Origin of the sequence: Nocardioides sp. YIM 152315 (assembly GCF_029210375.1) — a bacterium.
Taxonomy (GTDB): Bacteria; Actinomycetota; Actinomycetes; order Propionibacteriales; family Nocardioidaceae; genus Nocardioides.
The window spans coordinates 1-24,038 of sequence record NZ_JARGER010000013.1 but is presented as its reverse complement, the minus strand read 5'-3'; the positions used below and the strand labels follow the sequence as shown (position 1 = coordinate 24,038).

Here is a 24,038-nt window from a genome sequence, read left to right as displayed (position 1 = left end):
ATCTTCGAGGAGCCCCACCACATGTCAGACCGGCCCACCCTCACCGAGCTCGACGGCGCGCTGCCGTTCGTCGAGCGCCACATCGGGCTCCGCGAGCCCGACATCGCGACGATGCTCGACCGCCTCGGCTTCGACTCGCTCGACGTGCTGATGGACGCCGCCGTCCCCGGGGCGATCCGGGCCGCGGAGACCCTCGACCTGCCCCGGCCGCTCAGCGAGGAGGCCACCGCGCGCGAGCTGCGCCAGATCGCCCACGCCAACCGGCCGGGGGAGGCGATGATCGGGCTCGGCTACCACGCGACGATCACGCCGCCCGTCGTTCGCCGCAACGTGCTCGAGGACCCCAGCTGGTACACCGCCTACACGCCGTACCAGCCCGAGATCTCGCAGGGCCGGCTCGAGGCGCTGCTGAACTTCCAGACCGTGGTCGGCGACCTCACCGGGCTGCCGACCGCGAACGCGTCGCTGCTCGACGAGGGCACGGCGGCGGCGGAGGCGATGACGCTCGTCCGCCGGGCGAAGAAGAAGGCCGCCGGCCCCTTCGTCGTCGACGCCGACGCGCTGCCGCAGACCATCGACGTGGTGCGCACCCGCGCGGAGGCGATGGGCATCGACGTCGTCGTCGTCGACCTCACCGACGGGCTCCCGGAGGCCCTGCTCGAGCGCGGCCTGTGTGGGGTGCTGGTGCAATACCCCGGCACCTCGGGCCGCCTCGTCGATCCGCGCCACGTGATCGAGCAGGCCCACGCGCGCGACGCCCTCGCGGTCGTCGCCGCCGACCTGCTGGCGCTGACGCTCCTCGAGGCTCCCGGCACGCTCGGCGCGGACGTCGTCGTCGGGTCCAGCCAGCGGTTCGGCGTCCCGCTCTTCTACGGCGGGCCGCACGCCGGCTACATGGCCGTCGCCGCGGGCCTCGAGCGCCACCTGCCGGGCCGCCTGGTGGGCGTCTCCGTCGACGCCGAGGGGCGCCCGGCGTACCGCCTGGCCCTGCAGACCCGCGAGCAGCACATCCGCCGCGACAAGGCGACCTCCAACATCTGCACCGCCCAGGTCCTGCTCGCCGTCGTCGCGTCGATGTACGCCGTCTACCACGGCCCCGACGGCCTGCGCTCGATCGCGCTGCGCACCCACCGGTACGCCGCCGTGCTCGCCACGGCCCTCGCCGACGCGGGCCTCGCGCCCCTGCACCGCCAGTTCTTCGACACCCTCGTCGTGCCGGTCCCCGGTCGGGCCCTCGACGTGGTCACCGCGGCGCGCGGGCTGGGTCTCCAGCTGCGCCCGGTCGACGCCGACCACGTCGGCATCAGCACCTCGGAGCTCACGACGCGGTCCACGATCGCCAGCGTGCTCAAGGCGTTCGGGGTGACCGGCACCGACCTGGACGCGGTCGACGCGGTGACACCCGACGCGCTGCCCGCCGCGCTGCGGCGCACCACGCCGTACCTGACCCACGAGGTCTTCTCGACCCACCACAGCGAGACGGCGATGCTGCGCTACCTGCGCCGGCTCTCGGCACGCGACTACGCGCTCGACCGCGGCATGATCCCGCTGGGCTCGTGCACGATGAAGCTCAACGCGACCACCGAGATGGAGCCGGTGTCGCTGCCCGGCTTCGCCGACCTGCACCCGTTCGCCCCCGCCGAGGACGCCGCGGGCTACCGCCAGCTGGTCTCCGAGCTCGAGGGCTGGCTGGCCGAGGTGACCGGCTACGACCACGTCTCCATCCAGCCCAACGCCGGCTCGCAGGGCGAGCTCGCCGGGCTGCTCGCCATCCGCGGCTACCACCGTGCGCACGGCGAGAGCCACCGCGACGTGTGCCTGATCCCGAGCTCCGCCCACGGCACCAACGCCGCCTCCGCGGTGATGGCGGGCATGAGGGTCGTCGTCGTGAAGTCCGGCGACCACGGCGAGGTCGACCTCGACGACCTGCGCGCCCAGTGCGACAAGCACGCCGACGACCTCGCGGCGATCATGGTCACCTACCCCTCGACCCACGGCGCCTACGAGGACACCATCACCGAGCTCTGTGCGATCGTGCACGGCCGCGGCGGCCAGGTATACGTCGACGGGGCGAACCTCAACGCCCTGCTGGGCTTTGCGAAGCCGGGCGAGTTCGGCGGCGACGTCTCCCACCTCAACCTGCACAAGACCTTCTGCATCCCGCACGGCGGAGGCGGACCCGGCGTCGGTCCGGTGGCCGTGCGCGACCACCTCGCGCCGTACCTGCCCTCCCACGCGATGCATCCCGAGGAGGCCAAGCGCTCCGGCATCGGACCGATCAGCGCGGCGCCGTACGGCTCGGCGGGCATCCTGCCGATCTCGTGGGCCTACATCCGGCTGATGGGCGCCGCCGGCCTCACCCGCGCCACGGCGGCGGCGGTGCTGTCCGCCAACTACGTCGCGACCCGGCTGGGGGAGCACTACCCGGTGCTCTACCGGGGCCACGGTGGCCTGGTCGCCCACGAGTGCATCCTCGACCTGCGCGGTCTGACCAAGGAGACCGGCGTGACCGTCGACGACGTCGCGAAGCGGCTCATCGACTACGGTTTCCACGCCCCGACGATGTCGTTCCCGGTCGCCGGCACGCTGATGGTCGAGCCGACCGAGTCCGAGGACCTCGCCGAGATCGACCGCTTCGTCGACGCGATGATCGCGATCCGCGGCGAGATCGACCGGGTCGCCGCGGGGGAGTGGACCCCGGAGACCTCGCCGCTGCGGGGTGCGCCACACACCTCGCGCGCCCTGGTCGGCGAGTGGGAGCGCGCCTACACCCGCGAGGAGGCCGTCTTCCCCACCGGCATCACTGGACCCAACGGAGCGGGCGACAAGTACTGGCCGCCGGTGGCCCGCATCGACCAGGCGTACGGCGACCGCAACCTCGTCTGCGCCTGCCCGCCGCTCGAGGCCTTCGCCGAATGAAGTCCACCCCACCGAACCGCGGGCTTCCCCCGCTGCGCTCCTCCAGCCCACGCTTCCGCGGGGACCCCGGATGAGCGTCTCGGACCACACCGCGCGGCGCCTGCGGGCGCGGCTCGCCCACGCCCAGTCCACCGGACGGCTGCCCTCGGTGGTCGCCGGGCTGGTCCGCGACGGCGAGCCGGTCTGGTTCGACGCGTACGGCGACCCGGCGGCGCCCGGCCACGACCCGCTCGACGTGCAGTACCGCATCGGGTCGATCACCAAGACCATGACCGCGGTGCTGGTGCTCCAGCTGGTGCGCGACGGCCGGATCGCGCTCGACGACCCGGCGTCGGCGGTGCTCGGCGACGTCGGCTACGCCGACCGGTCGATCCGCACGCTGCTCGCCCACAGCTCCGGGATGCAGTCGGAGCCGGCCGGGTCGTGGTGGGAGCGCTCGGCCGGCCTGCCGTGGGACGAGCTCGTGGCGGCGAACGACGGGTCGGGCGCGGTCTTCCCTGCCCACCAGGAGTTCCACTACTCCAACCTCGGCTACGCGCTGCTCGGCGAGCTCGTCGCCCGGCTGCTCGGCGGCACGTGGTGGGAGGCGGTGCGGCAGCGGATCCTGGCTCCGCTGGGCATGGCGCGCACGTCGTACCTGCCGGACGGCGCGGCCGCGCCGGGCTGGTCGGTGCACCCGTACGAGTCCACGCTGGTCGCCGAGCCGGCGACCGACACCGGCGCGATGGCGCCCGCCGGCCAGGTCTGGGCGACGATCACCGACCTCGCGCGGTACACGACGTTCCTCCTCGACGGTCACCCCGACGTGCTCTCGGCCGACGCGCTGGCGCGGGCCTTCGCGCCGCAGTCGGGCAACCCCAAGGACGGGCTGCGCTCCGGCCACGGGCTGGGATTCCAGCTCCTCCCGGGCGGGTCGGGCACCCTGGCCGGCCACACCGGCTCGATGCCCGGGTTCCTCGCGACCACCCTCGTCGACCGGGGCCGCCGCGTCGGTGGTGTCGTGCTGACGAACGGCACCGTGGGCTACTCGCCCGCGACGATCGTCATCGAGCTGCTCGACGAGCTCGAGCGCTGCGAGCCGACGATCGCGCCCGCCTGGACGCCGTCACCGGCCCTGCCGCTCGAGCTCGCGGGGGTGCCCGGCGTGTGGCACTGGGGCAACACGCCGATCGTCTTCGCGATGGAGGGCACCGCCCTGGTCGCCCGACGCAGCGGCGTCGAGCTCTACCGGTTCGCGGTGGTCGACGGCCGGGTCGTCGGGCTCTCCGGCTACCACGCCGGCGAGGAGCTGCGCGTCGTACGCCGCGCCGACGGCTCCGTCGGCCACCTCGACATCGCGACGTTCATCTACACGCGCGAGCCGTATGACCCGGAGGCCCCCATCCCCGGGGGCCATCCGGGCTGAGGATCAGGCGCCCCGGCGGCTCGGCACGAGCGCGCTCGTGGCGTGGTCGCCCCCCTTCGGCCTCGGCAACGGGTCGCCCTTGATCTTGATGTGCTTCACGATCCCGTGCCCCGCGATTCCGGGCGACGAGAGTCCGGAGCCCCTGAGGGAGCCGGGGCCGATCAGGGCCATCCAGGCGATCGTGTGCCGCTGGATCCGCACCGTGCGGGTCGAGTGGGCCGGAATCGAGACCCGGCCGTCGCGCTTCCCACGCCGCGGGCCGAACAGGAGACGGACGGCCGCGTCGTTGTCGTTGGTGACGCTCAGCAGGCCCTTGCGCCCGGCGACCTCGGTCACCTCGACCGGCTTGACGTCGCGCAGGACGATGGTGAGCGTTGCCGGCACGAGGTGGGTGTGGTCGCAGACGTAGTAGTCGATCACGCGGGTGCCGTGCGATCGCGGCCTCGATCCCACCAGGACCGATCCAGGCTCGGCCTCGTCACCGAGAATCTCCACGGTCCTGTGGGACACGACGACGTGGGGGGTCCTCGCCCCGTCGGAGTAGAAGTCGGCCTCGGGGAAGCGGCAGAGGGCCAGGTCGTCGCCGACGGGCGAGCGGTCGTTGGCCAGCACGTCGACCTGGGTCATCTGGCCCGGCCACAGCGTCACGGTGTCCGCGACCACCACCGGCGGCGCCGCCTCGTCCGCGGCGGCCGCTCCCGCGGACAGGAGAGAGGTGCCCAGGAGGGTGGCGGCGACGACAGCGGCCAGGCGGACGAGGGCACTGGTGCGCAAAGGAGCTCCGATCCCGAGACGACAGGTCGGTGGGAGAGTAGGGCGCCGGCGCCCTCGGCGTACGCGGTTCACTCAATCGACGAGCGATGTCCTCCTGACCAGCTGGTCGAAGTCGAAGGCGTGGTCGCACGTGAGCCTGCCCTGCTTGCCGGCGTACACGGCCACGATCTTCGGGTCGAGGATGGTGTGGGTGCCGTTGGTGACGATTCGCTGGCCGGCGTCCTCCTCGACGCGGCGGATGCGCTTCACCTCGCCGGTGGGCTCGGTGGTCCCGTGGAACCGGACCCGCTTGCCTCCGACCCGCGTGCGGGCGAGCACGTCCTCGCCGACGACGAAGGGCTTCCTCGTCTCGACGGTCCGGCCGGCTTCGCGCCCGGTGCCGTCGTGGACGAGCACCTCGAGGGTGTTGCCGTGGGTCTTGCTCTCGTAGAGGTTCACCCGGACCGGGACCTTGCCGGCGTGGCCGGCGCACTCGATGACCGTGCCGACCTCGTGGGTGGTGGTGCGGGCACTGGCGGTCGTCGTCCCCAGCCCGACGAGGGCAGAGGTCGCGACGACGGCCAGGGCGCCCGGGATGAGCTGGGTTCGCATGACGTTTCGCTTTCCGCGTGGTGTGGATGAACACCCGGGATACGCCCGTCGAGTGCCGCTGGTTGCACCCGCGGTGCGATCAATCTCGCTGAACTTTCCGGAACCGCCTGCATGGTGAGGTCGCACGCTCTAGCGTGATTGGTCTTTGCAGCAACTCTCGGGCAGGGACAGCCGCGTGAACTGACGAGGGAGCCGAGGATGACGGGATCGACACGGGTGCGGACGCTGGTTGCCGGCCTGGCCGCATCAGCACTGGTGCTGACCGGAGGGGGTGGCGCGGCTGCGGCGCCCGGGGACTCGATCGCACTCGGCGTGGCGCCCCAGGTCCCCGGGCGCGACGACTCGTTCCAGGTGCGTGCGACCGGGACCGCGACCGACGGAAGCGGGTCGATCTACGTCTCGGTCCTGCTCGCCCCGGGAGCGCCTGCGTGCCCGCCGACCGCCGACCTGGCGGAGGCGACCTTCTACGACCAGGAGGGAGACGACCGGTGGGGGTTCTGGCTGGAGAACTGGATCGACGAGACCTATGACGTGGCGGAGGTCTTCGCAGGGCGGCCGACCGGCAGGTACCGGCTCTGCGGATATCTCCACGACACCTTCCGCGACCCGATGGCGACCACCGTGGTCGACTTCACGATCGGCGGCACCTGTGCGTCGGCTGCCGCGCAGGTCACGGCGAAGGAGAAGTCCGTCGCGAAGAAGCTCAAGACGCTGAAGCGGGCCAAGCGGGCGTTGCGCTCGGCGAAGGCCTCGGACCAGCCACGCCGCGTCGTCAAGCGGGCAGCGAAGAAGGTTCACCAGGGCAAGCACCGGGTCGTGAAGGCGAAGCGTCAACTGCGCGGCGCGAAGGCAGCGCACCGCGCGCTCTGCTGAACCGCTCTGCTGAACCGGTTCGACCGGCGCTACTGCGCCTGCGACACGCTCGACATGTTGAAGTCGGGCACCCGCAGGGCCGGGGTCGCCGTACGCGAGAAGTAGTCGTCGCCCCACTCGCGGCTGAACGACGGGACGGTCTCCGACGCGTGACTGAACCGGCGCAGCAGGTCGACCGGGCTGTCGTTGAACCGGAAGTTGTTGACGGCGCCGGTGATCTCGCCGCCCTCGATCAGGTAGACGCCGTCGCGGGTCAGCCCGGTGAGCAGCAGGGACTGCGGGTCGACCTCGCGGATGTACCAGAGGCAGGTGAGCAGCAGCCCGCGCTCGGTGCCGGCGACCAGGTCGGCCTCGGTGCCCGACGCGGAGTCGACGGACAGCACGAGGTTGTCGATGCCGGGGGTGACCGGCAGGTCGGTCATGGCGGCCGAGTGCCGGGTCTGGAGCAGCGAGGTCAGGACGCCGTCGCGGATCCAGTCGGTCCGGCCCAGCGGGAGGCCGTTGTCGAAGACCGAGGTCTCGTTGCCGGACTGCGAGGCGACGTTGAACGGCGCGCACTGGATCGGGGCGTGGCCCGGGTCGGAGAAGAGGTGCACGCCGGCGGATGCGATCTGCTCGCCCACCCGGGTGCCGCCGGCACGGTTGCTGTAGACCGACTGGCCCTCGTGCGCCACGCGCGCGCCGGCGTACCAGTAGGCGTCGATCATCAGGTCGGCGACGGCACTCGGCGGCAGGATCGTGTCGTAGCGCCCGGCCGGGAGGTCGACCTTGCGCTGCGCCCAGCCCAGGCGGCGCTCGAGCTCGGCGTCGAAGGCGAGCGGGTCGACGTCGGTGAAGTCGCGGGTGGCGCCGCCGACCCACGCGCTGGTCGAGAGGTCGGTCGGCTTGCCGGTGCAGCCGAAGTGGCCGGTCGGCTGCACGTGGCGCAGGCGGAGGCCGGTCGTCGAGCCGAGGTACGTCGTGGTCATCTCGTGGTTGACGAACCCGTAGAGGATCCGCCCGGCAGCATCGGCGCGGCCGAACGCCTCGCCCAGGGCCGGTGCGAGCGCGTCGTAGACGTGGACGTCGGTCGGCACCGGCGCGTCGTCCCAGTCGGCCGAGGTGGCGTCGGCGACCAGGTCCGCCGCGTCCTCGGCCGCCGTGGACGCGCGGGCGGCCCGATCCGCCGACTCGGCGAGGGCCGTGACCCCGGCCAGGTCCGTCGCCGTGCCGGTGACCGAGCCGGCGGCAGTGCCGGCGGCGCTGCGCACGAACGAGATCACCGTGACGTCGACACCGTGCATGACGCCGTTGGTGGTCAGCGTGTTGTTGGCCCAGCGCAGGTTGGCGCTGGTCGTGTCGCGCACGAGCGCGATGCAGTCGTCGGCCGTCGACGTCGCGAGGGCGTGCTCGACGAAGGACTGGGGGGAGAGCGTCATCAGTTGCCCGCCTCGGTGAGGGTGTTGAGGATCCGGACGTCCCGGAAGAGCGACGTGGGGCAGCCGTGGCTGACCGCCGCGACCTGCCCGGGCTGGGCCTTGCCGCAGTTGAACGCACCGCCGAGCACCCAGGTGTCGGGGCCGCCGACCGCGTCGAGGGAGTTCCAGAAGTCCGTCGTGGTGGCCTGGTACGCCGCGTCGCGGACCTGCCCGACCAGCTCGCCGTCGGCGATGCGGTAGAAGCGCTGGCCGGTGAACTGGAAGTTGAAGCGCTGCATGTCGATCGACCACGACTTGTCGCCGACGACGTAGAGCCCGCGCTCGACGCGGCCGATCAGGTCCTCGGTGGAGGGGCCGTCGGCGGCCGGCTGCAGCGACACGTTGGCCATCCGCTGGATCGGGATGTGGCCGGGTGAGTCGGCGTAGGCACAGCCGTTGGAGCGGCTGCCGTTGAGCTCGGGATGCCTCAGGCCCATCGCCCGGTCGAGCTGGTAGCCCGTGAACACGCCGTCCCTGACGATGTCCCAGCTCTGGGTGGCCACGCCCTCGTCGTCGTACCCGATGGTGGCGAGTCCGTGCTCGACGGTCCGGTCGCCGGTGACGTTCATGACCCCGCTGCCGTACTGGAGCGTGCCGAGCTTGTCGGGGGTGGCGAACGACGTGCCGGCGTAGTTGGCCTCGTAGCCGAGCGCCCGGTCGAGCTCCGTGGCGTGCCCGATCGACTCGTGGATGGTCAGCCACAGGTTGGAGGGGTGGATGACCAGGTCGTAGCTGCCGGCCTCGACGCTCGGCGCCTTGAGCTTCTCGGCGAGCAGCTCGGGCACCTCCTCGATCTCGGTGTCCCAGTCCCAGCTGTGCTCGCCGCCGGTGAGGTACTCCCAGCCCCGACCCACCGGCGGCGCGATGCTCGCCATCGAGTCGAAGGTGTCGGCGCCCGCCCCCATCGCCTCGAAGCCCGGGTGGAGGCGGATGCGCTGCTGGGTCGTGCGGGTGCCGGCGAGGTCGGCGTAGTACTTGTTCTCGTGCACCTGGAGGAGGTGCGCGGAGGCGTGGTCGACGGCGGCGCCGGAGCGTAGGCGGTTGGTCCAGTCCACCAGCAGGGCGGTCTTCTCGGCCGTGGGCACCTGGAAGGGGTCGACGTCGTAGGCCGAGACCCAGGTGACGTCGTCGTACGACGGCTCCGGCGCGAGCTCGACCGGGCTGCTGGTCATCTCCGCGGCGACCCGCGCCACCGCGACGGCGGTCTCGGCGACCCGGACCGCCTCGTCGGGCGTGAGCACGACGCCGGAGGCGAAACCCCATGCGCCCCCGTGCACGACCCGCACGGCGAAGCCGAGGTCCTCGGTGTCGCTCGCGCCCTGGAGCGCGCCGTCGCGGACGGCGAGCTCCTGGTAGCGGACCCGCTCGAACCGGAAGTCGGCGTGCGTCGCGCCGAGCTCCGCGGCCCGGGCGAGGGCCGCGTCACCGAGGCTGCGGTAGGGGAGTGCGGTGAACGTCGGATCCAGCTCGCGGGCGCCCATGTCGCGAACCTATCGGACGCTGTCCACTCGATTGCCGTGGTCGCGGCCGGGTACCTCCCCCGACATGACCGAGACCGAGGACCAGAAGAAGCTGCTCGTGGTGATGGGGGACATCCCGATCACGATGCTGACGACCTTCGGACCGGAGGGCCCGCGCAGCGTCCCGATGGCGCGCCAGGAGGTGGATCCCTCCGCGGAGCTGTGGTTCATCACCGCCCGCGACACGGCGCACGTGCGGGCGATCCGGGCCGACCCGCGGGTGTCGCTGTCGTTCTCGGCGCGCGACTCCTGGGCGGCGGCGTACGGGCGGGCGGCCGTCGTCGACGACCGCGAGAAGCTGGGGGAGCTGTGGACGACCTTCGCCGAGGCATGGCTGCCCGGCGGGCCGGACGATCCGGACGCGACGCTGATCCGGGTCGACCTGGAGCACGGCGAGTACTGGGACACCCCGGGTGGCCGGGTCGCGTCGCTGATCAGCCTCGCGAAGACCAGGCTCACGGGCGACACGTACGACGCCGACCACGGCGCGGTCGACGTCTGAGCCCGGACCCGGGCGGAGCCCCCGGCTGAGCGCCGAGGCGACCCTCAGGCGCGTCCCACCGCGCACCAGGCGGTGCCGGTGACGTCGAACGGCCCATCGCCCAGGCGCTCGCGGGCGCGCCGCTCGAGGCGGCTGCGCTGCTCGGCGGACAGCCCCGTGACGTGGTCGCCGGCCGGGCCGACGCCGAGCGTGTAGGGCTCCCACCACTCCTCGAACGTCGGATGGGTGACCGTCACGGTCAGTCGCAGCTGGCGGACGTCGTCGAGGCCCGCGCTCCGCAGGATCCGCACCAGCTCGCCGTCGCCGACGCCGACCAGCGACGACTCGTCGTACGCGCCCTGGTCGACGTCGTTGACCGCGGCCCAGAAGGGCGAGAGCGGGCTGCTGCCCTGCTCCGCGTGGTTCCAGGCGGTCGCGGCCACCACCCCTCCGGGGCGCGTCACCCGGGCCATCTCGTGGAGGCCGGTGTCCGGCGCGCGGAGGAAGGGCACGACGAGCTGGGCCAGGACGAGGTCGAAGACGTCGTCGTCGAAGGGCAGCTCCTCCGCGGACGCGCTCCGGGCGTCGACGCCCGGCAGCCGGGCGCGGACGGCGTCCACGAACGGCGGCGACGGGTCCACGGCGGCGACCAGGTCGGCGCCGAGGAGGTCGACGAGTCGGGCGGTCAGGGCGCCGGGACCGCAGCCGACGTCGAGCGCCCGCTCGCCGGGCTGCACGCCCAGCGCGTCGAGCAACTGGTCCGCGAGCGGCGCCGAGTAGCGGCCCATGAACCGGTCATAGGCGTCGGCGGCCACGTCGAAGGCCATGACGGTGACGGTACGCCGTCGCGCCCCTCAAGGGGAGATCGAGACCGTCGATCCGGCGCGCGACTTGCCGACCAGGAGCTGGGTGGGGATCCGGTCGCGCATCTCGGCGACGTGGCTGACGACGCCGACGACGCGGCCGCCGTCGCGCAGCGAGTCGAGCGTGTCCATGACGTCGTCGAGGGTGTCGGCGTCGAGGGCCCCGAAGCCCTCGTCGACGAAGAGCGTGTCGAGGTCGGCGCCGCCGACCTCCTGGGTGACCACGTCGGCGAGCCCGAGCGCGAGGGCCAGTGAGACCACGAACGTCTCGCCGCCCGACAGCGTCGCCGGGTCGCGCGCCTCGCCGGACCAGTCGTCGCGCACCACGAGGCTCAGGCCGCCCCGGGTCTCCCCGGCCCCGCGCCGGCCGGTGTGCTCGAGGGTGTAGCGCCGGTCGCTCATCCGGTCGAGCCGCTGGTTGGCGGCGGCGACGACCTGGGCCAGCCGGTAGGCGAGGACGTACGCCGACAGGCGCATCTGGAGCCGGTTGTCGGCCGACTTGCCCTCGACGAACGCCGAGAGCCGGGTGAGCACGTCGAGCTCCTCGTCCAGCGGGCGCGACGCGGCGACCGCCCGGTCGAGGTCTGACGCGAGCCGCCCGAGGCGCTCGGCCCGGGTCGTCCAGGCACTCTCCTGCGCACGGGAGTCGCCCAGGCGACGCAACGCGCCCTGGTGAGCCTCGGCGAGGGCCTCCAGGTCTGGGAGGTCCGCTCGGGCGACCTCGTCGGCGCCGGCCTCGGCCAGCACGGCAGCCGCCGCAGCCAGCCGCCGGTCGTGGTCGGCGGCGCGCCGGGCGAGGTCGTCGTACGCCCGCTGGTCGAGCGCCGCCGCGAGTGCGTCGTCGGCGCCTGCGAACCCCGCCTCGACCGCGGCCGCGGTCAGGGTCAGCTCGGCCTCGGCGAGCGCGGCCTCGGCGGCCTCCGCGGCGTCGAGCGCCCTCAGGCCGGACCTGGCCTCGTGCTCGCGCTCGGCGCACCGGCCGAGCAGACCGTCGTCGTGCTCGGCGAGCTCGGCCTCCAGCGCCGCCGACTCCGCGCCGAGGGCACCGAGCGACGCTTCGACGGCGCCGGTCTCGGTGGCGATCGCGGGCGGCACGACGTCGAGCAGCTCGATCGCGGAGGCGAGCTGGGAGTCGAGGGTGCGCACCTCGACGTCGCGCAGGTGCTCGGTGGCGGCGGCGTCGTCGGCGGCCTTCTGGGCCGAGCGCTCGGCGTCCTCGTCGGGCACGTCGGCGGCGGTCGGGGCCTTGCGGGGGTGGTCGCAGGATCCGCAGACCGGGCACGAGGCGCCGACCGCGAGTGCACCCGCCATCTCGGCGGCCATGCCGGACAGGCGGGCCTCGCGGACGTCGAGGGCGCGGGTGCGTGCCTGGAGGGTGGTCTCCCGGGCGGCGGCGTGCGCCGTGCGGGCGGCGTCGACCTGGCCGGTGAGCGCCGTGACGCGTCCTCGGGCGTCGTCGAGTGCCCGCTGCGCCGCGCTGGCGAGCTCCACCCGCCTCGCCTCGAGCCGGGCTCGCTCGCGGCGGACGGCGGCGTGCCGCTCGACCCGCGGCTGCAGGGCACGAGCGCGCGCGGCGCCGTCGACGGCCTCCTGGAGGGAGGCCTCGAGCGTCTCCCGGTCGCGGACGGGCAGCCGCGCGAGCGTGGTGCGGGCCGCAGATCGTGCGCGGCGGGCGCGGACCGCGACCTGGTGGAGGGCGACGACCGGCGCCGCGCGACGAGCGGAGTCGAGGCGACGGACCCCCTCGGCGTGCTCCTCGGTCGCGGCCTCGAGCCGCCGCCGCTCTGCCGCGGCGGCGTCGACGCGGGCCCGGCGCGTGTGGAGCTCGCGGGCCCGGTCGAGCGCCACTCGGCGCTGCTCCTCCTGCTCGGCCGCCGCGGCGGCTGCGGAGGCGGCCTCGGCGCAGCGGACGGCCGCGGTGTCGAGCAGGGTGCGCGCCCACCTGTCGGGCGGTCCGTCGTCGGGCTGCGTGCCGGTGGTCTCGCTGACCCGGCTGACGAGGTCGGCGACGGTGGCGCGGGCGGCGTCGGCGCGCCGGCGCAGGTCGAGACGGCGGTCGCGCAGCCACTTCTCGACGTCCTCGAAGCGACCCGTGCGGAAGAGCTGCTGCAGCAGCCGGTGACGCTCCTCGGAGCGGGCGCGCAGGAAGGCCTGGAACCGGCCCTGCGGAAGCATCGCCACCTGGGTGAACTGGGCGACGTTCATGCCCAGCAGCCGCGAGACCAGGTGTCCGGTCTCGTCGAGGCGGGTCGACTGGGTGACCCACGCGCCGTGGACGCGCTCGGCGATGACGACGGACGCCTGCTCGGTGGTCATCCCCTCCCCGCGCTTCTTGGGCCGCTCCCATGCCGGCGCCCGGGTGATGCGGAACCGACGCCCCGACAGCGTCGCCTCGAGCTCGACCTCCGGGCGCACGCCCGGAGCCGCGAGGTCGGAGCGCAGCCGCTTCGCGGCGTTGCGGTCGCCGGGCACGTCGCCGTACAGCGCGAAGCAGACCGCGTCGAGCACGCTGGTCTTGCCGGCGCCGGTCGGGCCGGAGAGCAGGAAGAGGCCGGCGGTCGACAGCTGGTCGAAGTCGACGTCGATGGTGCCGGCGAAGGGCCCGAACGCGGTCGCGCGCAGGCGGTGGAGCCTCACCAGAGCCCCTCGGTGCCGGCGGTGGAGACGAGGACGTCGAAGTCCGGGTCGTCGCAGCAGGCCTCGGTCGCCGCCTGCAGCAGCGCCGACTCCGACTCCGTCGCCGGCCCGCCGCGCAGCTCGGCCACGAAGTCGAGAGCGATGTCGTGGTCGGAGCGGCCCTGCGGACGTGCCACGGGGACGGTGTGCGGCGCCGCACCGGCCGGCTCGAACGCGATCACCAGCGTGTGGGGGAATCGGGCGCGGAGCCGCTCCATCGCCTGGAGTGGGCGGGTGGCGTCGGTCAGCGTCGCCTGGACCCAGGCGTCCTCGTGCTCCTTCAGCCGCGGGTCCTGGAGGAGGTCGTCGACCGTGCCGCGGACCCGGGCCAGGCGGCGGGGGACCGGCGCCTCGACGAACTCGGCCGTCGTCATCCCGCCGGCGCCGAGCTCCACGAGCCACGAGCCCTTGAGCTGGTCGGCCTCGGAGAAGGAGTAGGCCAGCGGCGAGCCGGAGTAGCGGACGGTCTCGGTGAGCGTGTGCCGGCCGTGCAGATGGCCGAGCGCGGTGTAGTCGACGCCCTGGAAGGTGGTCGTCGGCACCAGCGAGACCCCGCCGACGCTGATGTCGCGCTCGGAGTCGCTCGGTCGGGCCCCGGCCACGAATGCATGCGCCAGCACGACGCTCCTCGTGCCGTTGGCCCGGCGGCTCCGGTCGGCACGGACCCTGCGCATCGCCTCGTCGAGCGCGGCCTCGTGGGACCGCGTCGGCAGCTGCCACGGCTCGCGGACCGCGTCGGGGTCGAGGTAGGGGATGCCGTAGACGGCGACCTCGCCGTGCTCGTCGTCGACCAGCACGGGCGTGCCGACGGTGGCGGCGTCGGTGCGGATGAAGACCCCGGCCGCGTCGATCAGCCGCGAGCTGAAGCCGAGTCGCTGTGCGGAGTCGTGGTTGCCGCTGGTCAGCACCACGCGGGCGCGGCTGGCCGCCAGCCGGGCGAGGGTCTCGTCGGCGAGCCGCACGGCGTCGACATGGGGGAGAGCGCGGTCGTAGACGTCGCCCGCCACGACGACCAGGTCGACCCGCTCGCGCCCGACCACGTCGAGGAGGTGGTCGACGTACGCAGCCTGGTGCTCCAGCATGCCCTCGCGGTGGAAGGACCGCCCGAGGTGCCAGTCGGAGGTGTGGAGGATGCGCACGCCGCCACGCTAGGAGTCGGCGCCGACAGTGCCCGGGACCCACGCCGAGGTAGTGCAGGATCACACGGGGGCCCGGCGCCCGTGAGGCGGGCTGACCAGGTCAGCCCAGGTGACGGGCGAAGAAGCGACTCGCGTCGTCCGCGGCGAACTGCGGTACGCCGGTGTGCCCGCCCGTGTTGGCCTGGAGCGTCTTCTCCCGGGAGGCGAAGGCGTCGAAGAGGTCCAGTGCCATCTGCCTGTCGTTGCCACGGTCGTCCCACTGGAGGAGGACGTGCACCGGAACGGTCACGAGTCGTGCCTGCTCGATGATGCTGCGGGGGACGTAGCTGCCGGCGAACAGGCCAGCGGCCACGATGCGTGGCTCGACGGCGGCCAACCGGACCCCGACGGCGATGACCCCGCCGGAGATGGCCACCGGGCCGCCGACCTCGGGGAGCTCCAGCACGGCGTCGAGGACCGACCGCCACTCCGGGACGGCCTGTTCGACCAGCGGGAGGATCAGTCGGTCGACGACGTCGTCGCTCGGCCGTTCGCCGGCGGCGATCGCCTGGCGCAGATCGGTGCGGGCCCGTTCGACCACGGCGATGCTCGGTCGCTCCCCGCTCCCAGGCAGCTCGACGGTCGCCGCGGCGTACCCCAGCCCTGCGCAGTGTCGCGCCCGCGCCTCGAGCCGAGGGTGCATCCGGCGCAGTCCACCCGGATGGCCCAGGAGGATCAACGGGACCGGCGCGGAGGATGTGGCGGACGCGGGCGTCCACAGGACGCCGGGGACCTCGTCGTGGGTGAACCCACGTCGGAGGACGCCGCCGTCGAGACGTGCTTCGGAATCGAAGTGCATGGTCGTGCCTCTCGGGAGTGCTCTGGTAGCGGCGCTCCCGGACGACCTACCGCCCGACCGTGACCCCGGAGAGGAGCGCCCATGTCGAATCGTTCACGGGTACCACCTCCTCGGCTGTCGGTCCGGCGCGCTCACGCTATCAACCGCGATCCGAAGGCGCCTATCGGTCTTCCGGGCGGCGGCGCGGCCTCAGTCACCTTCGGTCGAGGGCCGCCGACCCAGGATCGCGGGCGTGGTGGCATCCTGCTCCCTCGTGAGAGCCGAGACGTCGTCCGAACGAGACCTGCTGCTCCGCCGACTGGCCGGGCAGCGTCGCCACGTCCTCGACCAGGTCGAGGGCCTCGGCGACGACCAGCTGCGCCGGCCCGTCCTGCCGTCCGGGTGGACGTGTCTGGGGCTGCTGCGTCACCTCACGCTCTCCGACGAGCGGTACTGGTTCGGCGTGGTGATGGCCGGTCAGCCCCTGGACTTCTGGCCGGAGGGCACCAACGCCGACTGGCTCGTCCGCGACGACGAATCCGCAGCCTCGGTCATCTCGGCGTACCGCGCCGCGATCGACGGCTCCGACGCGATCATCGCCGACCTCGCCCTCGATGCCCCGCCCGCCACGCACGAGGAGTGGTGGGCCGAGTCGGGGCAGTCCTTCCCGGATCTGCGCACGGTCCTGGTCCACGTCATCGTCGAGACCGCCACGCACGCCGGCCACCTCGACGCCGTGCGCGAGCTCCTCGACGGCAAGAAGTACCTGTCGATCTGAGTCGCCGGCGGACGCAGGTGAGCGCGTCGATCTCAGGCGTACCGCACGCACCGCTCGGCGCGGGTGAACCCGTAGAGCGCGAGCCCCGACGACTCCGCCAGCCGAACCGAGAGCGACGTGGGGGCGCCGACGGCGACGAGCGACCCGACGCCGGCGGCGACCGCCTTCTGCACGAGCTCGAATCCGGCCCGGCCGCTGACGATCAGGCAGGCCTCGGCGGGGGACGAGCCGGCGAGCACCCGGGCACCGGTGACCTTGTCGACGGCGTTGTGCCGACCGACGTCCTCGCGTACGACGAGCAGGTCACCGTCGGCGGTCGCGAGGGCGGCCGCGTGCACGCCGCCCGTGCGGTCGAACAGCCGTTGCCGCGACTCGACGAGGCCGGGCAGCGATCGCACCATGTCTGCGGACGGCAGCGGTCCGGACCACGGCGTCGACCCGGGCGCGGTCAGGGCCTCGGCCACGCTGTCCTTGCCGCACACGCCGCACGCGGACGACCCCGACGACTGGCCGACATGTCGGTGCCCGGGGTCGCGCAGCGGGGGCGCCGACAGGGTCACCGTCACGACGTTGAGCTCCTCGTCGGCCGTCAGCGACTCGTCGGTGCAGTAGGCGACGCCGTGGATCGTGGACGCGGAGGCGAGCGCCTCGTGGACCAGCCACCCGGCCGCGAGCTCGAAGTCGTGGCCGGGCGTCCGCATCGTCACCCATACCCGCCGCGCGGGCGCGCCCGGCCACGCGAGGCGGATCTCCAGCGGCTCCTCCGTCGCCAGCCGGTCCTCGTGCCGACGCTCACCCGACTCGGTGAGCTCGTGCACCCGGGTCCGGACGGTGGGTCCGGGGCGTCGGGCGCGGTCGAGGGTCATGACGCCGGGAACGCCCGGGCGGTCGCCAGCTTGCGGGCGAGGTCGTCGGCGCTGTCGGCGAGCCGGCGACGTACCGAGAGGTCGAGGGAGGTGTCGGCGGCGAGGTCCTGTGCGCGCGCCAGCGTCTCGGCGGACAGCGACGTCACCGGGAAGAAGAACTCCGTCGCGTCCGCCAGCACCCATCCGCTCCGCACGGTCACGGTGGCGGGCAGCTCGTCGAAGTAGCGGTCGACGTACGCGGCGAGCAGCTCCTCCTGACCGCCCCGCCACATGCCGAGCCCGGCGGCCTCCAGCTCGTAGTTGGGCACGTCGAGCGCGCCGGTGAACACCGACCAGGCGTGCGCCTTCGCCTCGGCGGTCGGCAGCGACACCAGCGCCTTCATGTGCGCCACCCTCGACACCGCCGTGGGCTCCGCGTCGAGCGCGGCGAGCAGCTCCTCGGGGTCGGTCTCGCCGAGCGCGGCCAGCCGCACCAGCAGGCGCCACCGCACGTCGACGTCGAGCTCGACGCCCGCCGGGGTGGCGGACAGCCACGACCGCAGCAGGGCGGGGTCGGTGGCGGTCGAGATCGCCATCCGCAGCGCCGAGAGCTGGTGCTCGGAGCCGGTGGTCGTGGTCTCGACCTTCTCGCGCGCGGCGGCGTGCACCCGCTCGAGCGAGCCGGCGGGCGCGAGTGGCAGCACGTCGCCGAGCAGCCACGACCCCAGGCGGCGCTTGGTGTCCTCCGTCGACTCCACCGGCGGGCTCGCGACCACGAGGTCGATCACGTCGGCAGGCGACAGCGTCGCCTCGTGGAAGGCGCTGCGCACGTTGTTCCAGATGCCGGCCCGCAGCCCCTCGTCCTCGACGTCGGGCAGCAGCGTCTTGAGCTGCGCGACGGTGGCGGGATCGGGCTGGACGACCGCCCAGCTGTCCTCGTACGGGTCGAGCACGACGGCGTCGGCGTCGACCGCGAAGGGCGTCTCGGGGCCCTCGACCGTCAGCATCCGGGTGCTCCACTTGCCGTCGGTCGCGATCCCCACCCGGAAGGTGTGCGCGCGGTCGGCCGGGTGGTCGGCCGGGGGAGTGCGGCGCACGACGCCGGCCGCCCGGTCGAGCACGATCGTGTCGGGGCCGGCGGTGCGCAGCCAGTTGGACGTGAACGACGAGAGGTCGCCGGCGCCCGCGCGCTCCCACGACTCGAACAGGTCGTGCATGGTCGCGTTGCCGAAGCGGGCCTGCGTGAAGTGGTCGATCGCACCCGCGAAGAACACCTCGTCGCCGAGCGACGCCGCGAGCTGCCTGAGGATGCTCGAGCCCTTCGCGTACGAGATGCCGTCGAAGTCCTGCAGCGCCGCGCTCGCGTCGACCGCGCCGTTGCCCGCGACGGGGTGGGTGCTGGGCCGCTGGTCGGCGTACAGGCCCCACTGGCGACGGGCGTAGGCGTTGTCGACCCAGGCGTCGTCGTACTCGGTGACGTCGGCGGTGACCCGGTTGCCCATGTACTCCGCGAAGGACTCGTTGAGCCAGAGGTCGTCCCACCACCTCGGCGTGACGATGTTGCCGAACCACTGGTGCGCCATCTCGTGCGCCAGCGTCGTCGCGCGCTGGATGCGCATGCCGCGGGTGACCCGACTGGTGAAGACGAGCGGGTCGCGGAAGGTGACGCAGCCCGGGTTCTCCATCGCACCGGCGTTGAACTCCGGCACGAACGCCTGGTGGTAGTTGCCGAACGGGTAGCGGATCCCGAAGACCCGGTGGAACTCGTCGAAGCACTGCCGGGTCATCGTGAGGAGCTCGTCGGCGTCGGCCTCGAGAGCGCCGGCGATGCTGGCGCGGGCCGACAGCCCGAGCGGGATGCCGTCGTGCTCGTCACGGATCACGTGGTAGGGGCCGGCCACCAGGGTCACGAAGTACGTCGAGAGCGGCTGGCTGCGCTCGAACTCCCACACGCCCGGCTCGGGGTTGGTCCCCGGCGCGTTGGCGATGACCGTCCAGGCGTCGGGCGCCTCGACGTGGAGCGAGTACGGCGCCTTGAGGTCGGGCTGGTCGAAGCACGCGAACACCGACGGGGCGGCGTCCATGAACATCATCCCGTAGACGTAGGACCTCCCGTCGGCCGGATCGACGCTGCGGTGCAGTCCCTCGCCGTCGTTGCGGAACGGCATCACGGCGTCGACGACCAGCTCGTTGAGGCCCTCGACGGTCTCCAGCGGCAGCCGGCCCCGCTCGAGCAGGTCGACGTCGAGAGCCCCGCCGTTGAGACGGATCTCGTTGACCCGCACCGGCTTGAGGTCGACGAACGTCGGGCCGCCCCGGCTCGTGAAGCGGATCGTGGTCACGGATCCGAACGTCTTCTCGTCGGCGGCGAGGTCGAGGCGGACGTCGTACTCCTCCACGTCGAGGAGCTCGCGTCGCGCGATGGCCTCCGCGTGCTGGAGGCTCTGGTAGGGGCTGTTCACGCGGTCACCCTACGTCGGCCTATCGTGGCCCTGTGACAGAGGGCACACAGGACCTCCTCGCCCTGATCCGGGCATCCGTGATCGGCGAGGACCACGTCATGCAGACGCCGTATGGCGCCCGTCGGGTCACCTATGCCGACTACACGGCGTCGGGCCGCGGGCTCAGCTTCATCGAGGACTTCATCCGCGACCAGGTGCTGCCCAGCTACGCCAACACGCACACGGAGTCGAGCGGCACCGGTCTGCAGACGACCCGGCTGCGCGAGGAGGCGCGGGCGATCATCCGGGAGTCCGTGGGCGGTGACGACGACACCGTCGTGCTCTTCGCCGGCTCCGGCTGCACGGGCGCGATCGCGAGGCTGATCGGGGTCCTCGGCCTGCGGATCCCGTCGGTGCTCGACGACGCCCACGCGCTGGCCGAGCACATCCCGCCGGCCCAGCGGCCGGTCGTCTTCATCGGTCCCTACGAGCACCACTCCAACGAGATCCCGTGGCGGGAGTCGATCGCCGACGTGGTCACGATCCGGGAGGACGCCGACGGGGGCGTCGACCGCGACGACCTGCGCGAGCAGCTCGAGAAGTACGCCGAGCGCCCGCTGCGGATCGGCTCCTTCTCGGCCGCGTCGAACGTGACGGGCATCGTCTCCGACACGGCCGCGATCGCGACGCTGCTCCACCGGTACGGCGCCCTGAGCTTCTGGGACTTCGCCGCGGCCGCGCCGTACGTCGACATCGAGATGGGCGCCGTCGAGGGGGAGCCGCTGTCGTACAAGGACGCGATCTTCCTCTCGCCGCACAAGTTCATCGGCGGGCCGTCGACGCCCGGCGTGCTCGTCGGACGGCGCGAGCTCTTCACGAACCGGGTGCCCGACGTTCCGGGCGGCGGCACGGTCGCCTACGTCAACGACGACGACCACCGCTACCTCGACGACGTCACCCATCGCGAGGAGGGCGGCACGCCGGCGATCATCGAGTCGATCCGCGCCGGCCTGGTCTTCCAGCTCAAGGAGGCGGTCGGCACCGACACGATCCGCGAGCAGGAGGAGCGACACCTGCGCCGTGCCGTCGCCGCGTGGCGCGACGAGCCCGCGATCGAGCTGCTCGGCAACCTAGATCACGAGCGGCTCTCGATCGTCTCCTTCGTGCTGCGCTCGCCGTCGGGGCGCTACCTCCACCACAACTACGTGGTCGCGCTGCTGAACGACCTCTTCGGCATCCAGTCGCGGGGCGGCTGCTCCTGCGCCGGCCCCTACGGCCATCGGCTGCTGGGCATCGACATCGACCGCTCGCACGAGTTCGAGCGCGAGATCACCGGTGGCTGCGAGGGCATCAAGCCCGGCTGGGTGCGGGTGAACTTCAACTACTTCGTCTCCGACGCCGTCATCGACTACCTCGTCGAGGCGGTCCGGCTCGTCGCGCGCGACGGCTGGCGGCTGCTGGGTGACTACGGCTTCGACCCCGCCACCGGTCTGTGGCGGCACCGTGCCGGCGTCGTCACCCCACCGCTGTCGCTGCGCGACGTCTCGTACGCCGGGGGTCGCGTCTCGATGCCGAGCAACACCGCCACGGGAGGTGAGGAGCTGCTCGTCGAGCATCTCCGTGACGGTGCCGCGATCCTGGCCGGGGCGGTCGGGCCGGACCTCGACGGCCACCCCGGCAACGTCAGCGCCGACTTCGAGCACCTGCGATGGTTTGACCTGCCCGCCTCGGCGCTCGAGCGCGGCTGACGTCCGGCGGTGGGAACGGCTCGGTTGCGGGTGGTCGGAATCGAGCCGTTCCCACCGCCTCCAGCAGGTCCGGCCGGCGTCCGAAAATCGCACGACACCGGTCGCGGGGCGGGAGAGGATCATCGGTGATGTTCGCCGCCCTCCTGCGCCATGCGCGCCCGCCGTCGCCGCTGGCCGGCCGGCTCTCGCTCCAGTCCCTGCTGTTCGCCCTCGGCGAGGGCACCTTCATGACGGGATCTGCGGTGTTCTTCACCCAGATCGTGGGGCTGTCGGCCGCGCAGGTCGGTCTCGGCCTGACGGTGGCCGGCATCGCCGCCTTCCTGGCCGCGCTGCCGATGGGCAAGCTGGTCGACCGCTTCGGTCCGAAGAAGATGTGGGCGGTCAGCGCGCTCGGCCAGGCCGCGATGTTCGGGGTGTGGCCGTTCATCACCGACTTCCAGGGCTACCTGCTGATGGCGGCCGGCATGGAGGTCATCGGCGCCCTCGGCGGTGCCGCGCACGGCGCGTACACGATCGACGTGCTGCCGGCCGACGAGCGCGTGCGGTCACGGGCCTACATGTACTCGGCGCTCAACGTCGGCTTCACGGTCGGCTCGCTGGTCGGTGGTGTCGCGCTGGCGTTCCAGTCCGACGACCTTCTGCAGGCGATCCCGTGGTTCACCGCGGCGGTCTTCCTCGTCAACGCCGCCGCGATCAGCCGACTGCCGAAGGCCTCCCACGACGAGCGCACCCCGGAGGACCGGAAGGTCAAGGTGCCCGGTCCCGGGCCGTTGCGCAACCCGGGCTGGATGCTCACGACGTTCTTCAGTGGGGTCTTCTGGACCAACCAGGTGCTGCTCAACATCGTGATCCCGCTCTGGCTGGTGGAAGAGACCGACGCCCCGCACGTGCTCCTCGCGTTCCTGTTCGGGACCAACACCGTGATGTGCATCTTCCTGCCGATGGCCGCGGCCCGCGGCGTCGAGGACGTGCCGTCCGCGCTCAAGGCGGTCCGGATCTCGTCGACGTTCTTCGTCGTCTCGTGCCTCATCACGCTCGCCACGCACGACACGGTCGGCTGGAAGACGATCGCGCTGGTCTGGCTGGGGCATGTCACCGTGACCGGCGCCGAGCTCTACCTCTCGGCGGCCAGCTGGGCGTTCGAGGCCGAGCTGATGGATCCGCGACAGCGCGGGGCCTACCAGGGCGCCGCCGAGCTCAGCAGCACCCTGGGTCGCGTCTGGGCACCGGCGGTCTACACGTTCCTGGCGATGAACTGGGGCGCCGCCGGCTGGCTGGTGATCGCGGGCATCATCGTGCTGGCCACCATCGGCATCCACCCGTCGACGCGACTGGCTCGCCGCTTCCTCGAGCAGCACGTGCCTGCGGACGTGCTCGCCGACGCCCGGGCGTCCGCTCCCGACCCCGAGGAGGGGATCGCGGCGGGCCCGCCGTCGCTCATCGACACCGAGGCGCCGGCGACCGGACCCACGGGTGGCTCTCTTCGCTGACGCCGCTGAGCGACCACGGCGCGAGGGGGTCAGGTGAGGTGCAGCTTCCGTCGCAGCCTCGCCGACCTGCTGCGGCGCCCGGGGAGGAGGTCCGTCGCATCCTCGACCGCCTCACCGGCGCGTCGTTGTGTCTGCTCGACGGGATGCCGGGCCGCCCGCGGTACGACGAGGCGGCCGGCGGTGCGGAAGAGCTTTCTCGCGACGAAGAGAAGCGGGATCCCGAGCGGGAGCAGCACGAGGGTCACGCTGAGCAGCGCACCCACCAACCCGAGGAGGCCGGCGAGCAGCACCAGCAGGCTCGCTCCCGCCCAACGCAGCGCTCGCACGGCGACGCGCCCTACGACTCGGTCAGCGCCACCAGGCGGCGCATCATCGGGACGCTCGGGTAGGTCTCCTCGCTGATCTTGTCCATCAGCACCGCCGCGTAGGCGGGGACGTCGTCGGGCTGCAGGAGCTCCTCGATGAGGTCCATCATCACGCCGGAGGGGAAGGTGTCCTCCGCGACCTTCGTCAGCAGCAGGTCGAGCAGTCGAGCTCGGGTGTCAGTGCCGTTCTCCGCCATGGTTCCTCCCCGGTCGCGCGCCGATCTCCGTGATCGCACGTACCCGGTCGGCGCTCGTGAATGCGCCTGACGTCGACGACGAAGAGAGACCTCGCCGAGCGCGGCGCGTTTGCTGGACTAGACCACGGGTACAGCGGCGCCAGGAGGGAGGCAGTCGTGCGCCGCTCCGGGCGGGCTGCGCATTGTGACTGGAACACATGTCTGCGAACACGAAGATCGCCGTAGGTGTGGCCGGGGGGTACCTGCTCGGGCGGACCAAGCGGCTGCGTATGGCCATGATGCTGGGCAGCCTGCTCGCCGGGAAGCGCCTTGCGGCGCAGCGGCAGGAGCTGTTGTCCCAGGGTACGAAGCTGTTGAAGGAGAACCCCCAGCTCAAGGACCTGCAGAGTCAGCTGAGCGGCCGCCTGATGAGCGTGGCCCGCGAGGCCGCCCTGGTGTCCGCCGAGTCGGTGACCCGCTCCCTGCAGGCCCGCCAGGAGCAGGACGAGGACGAGTACGAGGACGAGTACGACGAGCCCGAGGACGAGCCGGACGACGAGCCGGACGACGAGCCGGACGACGCGCCGGACGACGAGCCGGACGACGAGGACGAGCCCGAGGACGAGGAGCCGGAGGACGAGGAGCCGGAGGACGAGGAGCCGGAGGACGAGGAGCCGGAG

The 24,038-nt window shown here is 72.7% G+C and carries 20 protein-coding genes; 8 read left to right on the top strand and 12 right to left on the bottom strand.

What is annotated here, in order from left to right; genetic code table 11:
• Positions 1-21: 21 nt before the first annotated feature.
• Complete coding sequence (gene gcvP / locus PZ894_RS03145) at positions 22-2,919, top strand: aminomethyl-transferring glycine dehydrogenase (RefSeq protein WP_275742388.1); 2,898 nt, start codon at positions 22-24, stop codon at positions 2,917-2,919.
• 70 nt (positions 2,920-2,989) lie between these two features.
• Complete coding sequence (locus PZ894_RS03140; protein ID WP_275742386.1) at positions 2,990-4,324, top strand: serine hydrolase domain-containing protein; 1,335 nt, start codon at positions 2,990-2,992, stop codon at positions 4,322-4,324.
• 3 nt (positions 4,325-4,327) lie between these two features.
• Here the strand turns inward: PZ894_RS03140 and PZ894_RS03135 are convergent, their stop codons facing one another.
• Positions 4,328-5,098 carry a hypothetical protein gene (locus PZ894_RS03135; protein ID WP_275742384.1) on the bottom strand — a complete coding sequence of 257 codons (771 nt, stop codon included), beginning with the start codon at positions 5,096-5,098 and terminating at the stop codon, positions 4,328-4,330.
• 72 nt (positions 5,099-5,170) lie between these two features.
• Positions 5,171-5,689 (bottom strand): hypothetical protein, encoded by a 519-nt coding sequence (locus PZ894_RS03130; protein WP_275742382.1) that lies wholly within the window; start codon positions 5,687-5,689, stop codon positions 5,171-5,173.
• Positions 5,690-5,887: 198 nt separating this feature from the next.
• Between PZ894_RS03130 and PZ894_RS03125 the strand changes: the two genes are divergently transcribed.
• The gene (locus PZ894_RS03125) at positions 5,888-6,562 is read left to right on the top strand and encodes a hypothetical protein (protein ID WP_275742380.1); all 675 of its coding nucleotides are present in this window, start codon (positions 5,888-5,890) and stop codon (positions 6,560-6,562) included.
• 29 nt (positions 6,563-6,591) lie between these two features.
• Here PZ894_RS03125 and PZ894_RS03120 read toward each other — a convergent pair whose 3' ends face one another.
• Together PZ894_RS03120 and PZ894_RS03115 are read right to left on the bottom strand one after the other, a co-directional pair.
• A complete protein-coding gene (locus PZ894_RS03120; protein ID WP_275742378.1) occupies positions 6,592-7,980 on the bottom strand; it encodes a TldD/PmbA family protein in 1,389 nt (462 codons plus the stop codon).
• Complete coding sequence (locus tag PZ894_RS03115) at positions 7,980-9,500, bottom strand: TldD/PmbA family protein (RefSeq protein WP_275742376.1); 1,521 nt, start codon at positions 9,498-9,500, stop codon at positions 7,980-7,982. The genes PZ894_RS03120 and PZ894_RS03115 overlap by 1 nt, the downstream gene beginning before the upstream one ends.
• 64 nt (positions 9,501-9,564) lie before the next feature.
• Between PZ894_RS03115 and PZ894_RS03110 the strand changes: the two genes are divergently transcribed.
• Positions 9,565-10,041 (top strand): pyridoxamine 5'-phosphate oxidase family protein, encoded by a 477-nt coding sequence (locus PZ894_RS03110; RefSeq protein ID WP_275742375.1) that lies wholly within the window; start codon positions 9,565-9,567, stop codon positions 10,039-10,041.
• Positions 10,042-10,085: 44 nt separating this feature from the next.
• On the opposite strand, the gene PZ894_RS03105 is transcribed toward PZ894_RS03110, so the two are convergent.
• From PZ894_RS03105 to PZ894_RS03090, 4 genes are all read right to left on the bottom strand, one after another.
• Positions 10,086-10,847: a methyltransferase domain-containing protein gene (locus tag PZ894_RS03105; RefSeq protein WP_275742373.1), complete on the bottom strand. Its 762-nt coding sequence runs from the start codon at positions 10,845-10,847 to the stop codon at positions 10,086-10,088.
• Positions 10,848-10,874: 27 nt separating this feature from the next.
• Positions 10,875-13,520 carry an SMC family ATPase gene (locus PZ894_RS03100; RefSeq protein ID WP_275742371.1) on the bottom strand — a complete coding sequence of 882 codons (2,646 nt, stop codon included), beginning with the start codon at positions 13,518-13,520 and terminating at the stop codon, positions 10,875-10,877.
• Positions 13,517-14,698 carry an exonuclease SbcCD subunit D gene (locus PZ894_RS03095; RefSeq protein ID WP_275742369.1) on the bottom strand — a complete coding sequence of 394 codons (1,182 nt, stop codon included), beginning with the start codon at positions 14,696-14,698 and terminating at the stop codon, positions 13,517-13,519. Before PZ894_RS03095 ends, PZ894_RS03100 begins: the two co-directional genes overlap by 4 nt.
• A 100-nt stretch (positions 14,699-14,798) precedes the next feature.
• Positions 14,799-15,536 carry an alpha/beta hydrolase gene (locus tag PZ894_RS03090; protein ID WP_275742367.1) on the bottom strand — a complete coding sequence of 246 codons (738 nt, stop codon included), beginning with the start codon at positions 15,534-15,536 and terminating at the stop codon, positions 14,799-14,801.
• Positions 15,537-15,789: 253 nt separating this feature from the next.
• On the opposite strand from PZ894_RS03090, the gene PZ894_RS03085 reads away from it, so the two are divergent.
• On the top strand, positions 15,790-16,293 hold the full coding sequence (locus PZ894_RS03085) for a DinB family protein (RefSeq protein ID WP_275742365.1): 504 nt from the start codon (positions 15,790-15,792) through the stop codon (positions 16,291-16,293).
• Positions 16,294-16,325: 32 nt separating this feature from the next.
• Here the strand turns inward: PZ894_RS03085 and PZ894_RS03080 are convergent, their stop codons facing one another.
• Both PZ894_RS03080 and pepN read right to left on the bottom strand, forming a co-directional pair.
• Positions 16,326-17,159 carry a formate dehydrogenase accessory sulfurtransferase FdhD gene (locus PZ894_RS03080; protein ID WP_275742363.1) on the bottom strand — a complete coding sequence of 278 codons (834 nt, stop codon included), beginning with the start codon at positions 17,157-17,159 and terminating at the stop codon, positions 16,326-16,328.
• A complete protein-coding gene (pepN, locus tag PZ894_RS03075; protein ID WP_275742361.1) occupies positions 17,156-19,600 on the bottom strand; it encodes an aminopeptidase N in 2,445 nt (814 codons plus the stop codon). The genes PZ894_RS03080 and pepN overlap by 4 nt, the downstream gene beginning before the upstream one ends.
• Positions 19,601-19,632: 32 nt before the next feature.
• Between pepN and PZ894_RS03070 the strand changes: the two genes are divergently transcribed.
• A complete protein-coding gene (locus PZ894_RS03070; protein WP_275742359.1) occupies positions 19,633-21,327 on the top strand; it encodes an aminotransferase class V-fold PLP-dependent enzyme in 1,695 nt (564 codons plus the stop codon).
• Between the two features lie 128 nt (positions 21,328-21,455).
• On the top strand, positions 21,456-22,817 hold the full coding sequence (locus PZ894_RS03065; protein WP_275742356.1) for an MFS transporter: 1,362 nt from the start codon (positions 21,456-21,458) through the stop codon (positions 22,815-22,817).
• A 29-nt stretch (positions 22,818-22,846) separates the two neighbouring features.
• Here PZ894_RS03065 and PZ894_RS03060 read toward each other — a convergent pair whose 3' ends face one another.
• Both PZ894_RS03060 and PZ894_RS03055 read right to left on the bottom strand, forming a co-directional pair.
• Positions 22,847-23,143, bottom strand: a complete 297-nt coding sequence (locus PZ894_RS03060; RefSeq protein WP_275742354.1) for a hypothetical protein — start codon at positions 23,141-23,143, stop codon at positions 22,847-22,849.
• Between the two features lie 11 nt (positions 23,144-23,154).
• Positions 23,155-23,379 (bottom strand): hypothetical protein, encoded by a 225-nt coding sequence (locus PZ894_RS03055; protein WP_275742352.1) that lies wholly within the window; start codon positions 23,377-23,379, stop codon positions 23,155-23,157.
• A gap of 197 nt (positions 23,380-23,576) precedes the next feature.
• Between PZ894_RS03055 and PZ894_RS03050 the strand changes: the two genes are divergently transcribed.
• The coding region (locus tag PZ894_RS03050; protein WP_275742350.1) for a hypothetical protein at positions 23,577-24,038 on the top strand (462 nt) is incomplete at its 3' end.

Excerpts from the sequence above, each read along its gene's own strand:
- PZ894_RS03125 (WP_275742380.1), top strand. The coding sequence starts at position 5,888 with ATGACGGGATCGACACGGGTGCGGACGCTGGTTGCCGGCCTGGCCGCA.
- gcvP (WP_275742388.1), top strand. The coding sequence starts at position 22 with ATGTCAGACCGGCCCACCCTCACCGAGCTCGACGGCGCGCTGCCGTTC.
- PZ894_RS03115 (WP_275742376.1), bottom strand. The coding sequence starts at position 9,500 with ATGGGCGCCCGCGAGCTGGATCCGACGTTCACCGCACTCCCCTACCGC.
- PZ894_RS03055 (WP_275742352.1), bottom strand. The coding sequence starts at position 23,379 with ATGGCGGAGAACGGCACTGACACCCGAGCTCGACTGCTCGACCTGCTG.
- PZ894_RS03090 (WP_275742367.1), bottom strand. The coding sequence starts at position 15,536 with ATGCACTTCGATTCCGAAGCACGTCTCGACGGCGGCGTCCTCCGACGT.
- PZ894_RS03065 (WP_275742356.1), top strand. The coding sequence starts at position 21,456 with ATGTTCGCCGCCCTCCTGCGCCATGCGCGCCCGCCGTCGCCGCTGGCC.
- PZ894_RS03140 (WP_275742386.1), top strand. The coding sequence starts at position 2,990 with ATGAGCGTCTCGGACCACACCGCGCGGCGCCTGCGGGCGCGGCTCGCC.
- PZ894_RS03105 (WP_275742373.1), bottom strand. The coding sequence starts at position 10,847 with ATGGCCTTCGACGTGGCCGCCGACGCCTATGACCGGTTCATGGGCCGC.
- PZ894_RS03110 (WP_275742375.1), top strand. The coding sequence starts at position 9,565 with ATGACCGAGACCGAGGACCAGAAGAAGCTGCTCGTGGTGATGGGGGAC.
- PZ894_RS03130 (WP_275742382.1), bottom strand. The coding sequence starts at position 5,689 with ATGCGAACCCAGCTCATCCCGGGCGCCCTGGCCGTCGTCGCGACCTCT.
- PZ894_RS03080 (WP_275742363.1), bottom strand. The coding sequence starts at position 17,159 with ATGACCCTCGACCGCGCCCGACGCCCCGGACCCACCGTCCGGACCCGG.
- PZ894_RS03120 (WP_275742378.1), bottom strand. The coding sequence starts at position 7,980 with ATGACGCTCTCCCCCCAGTCCTTCGTCGAGCACGCCCTCGCGACGTCG.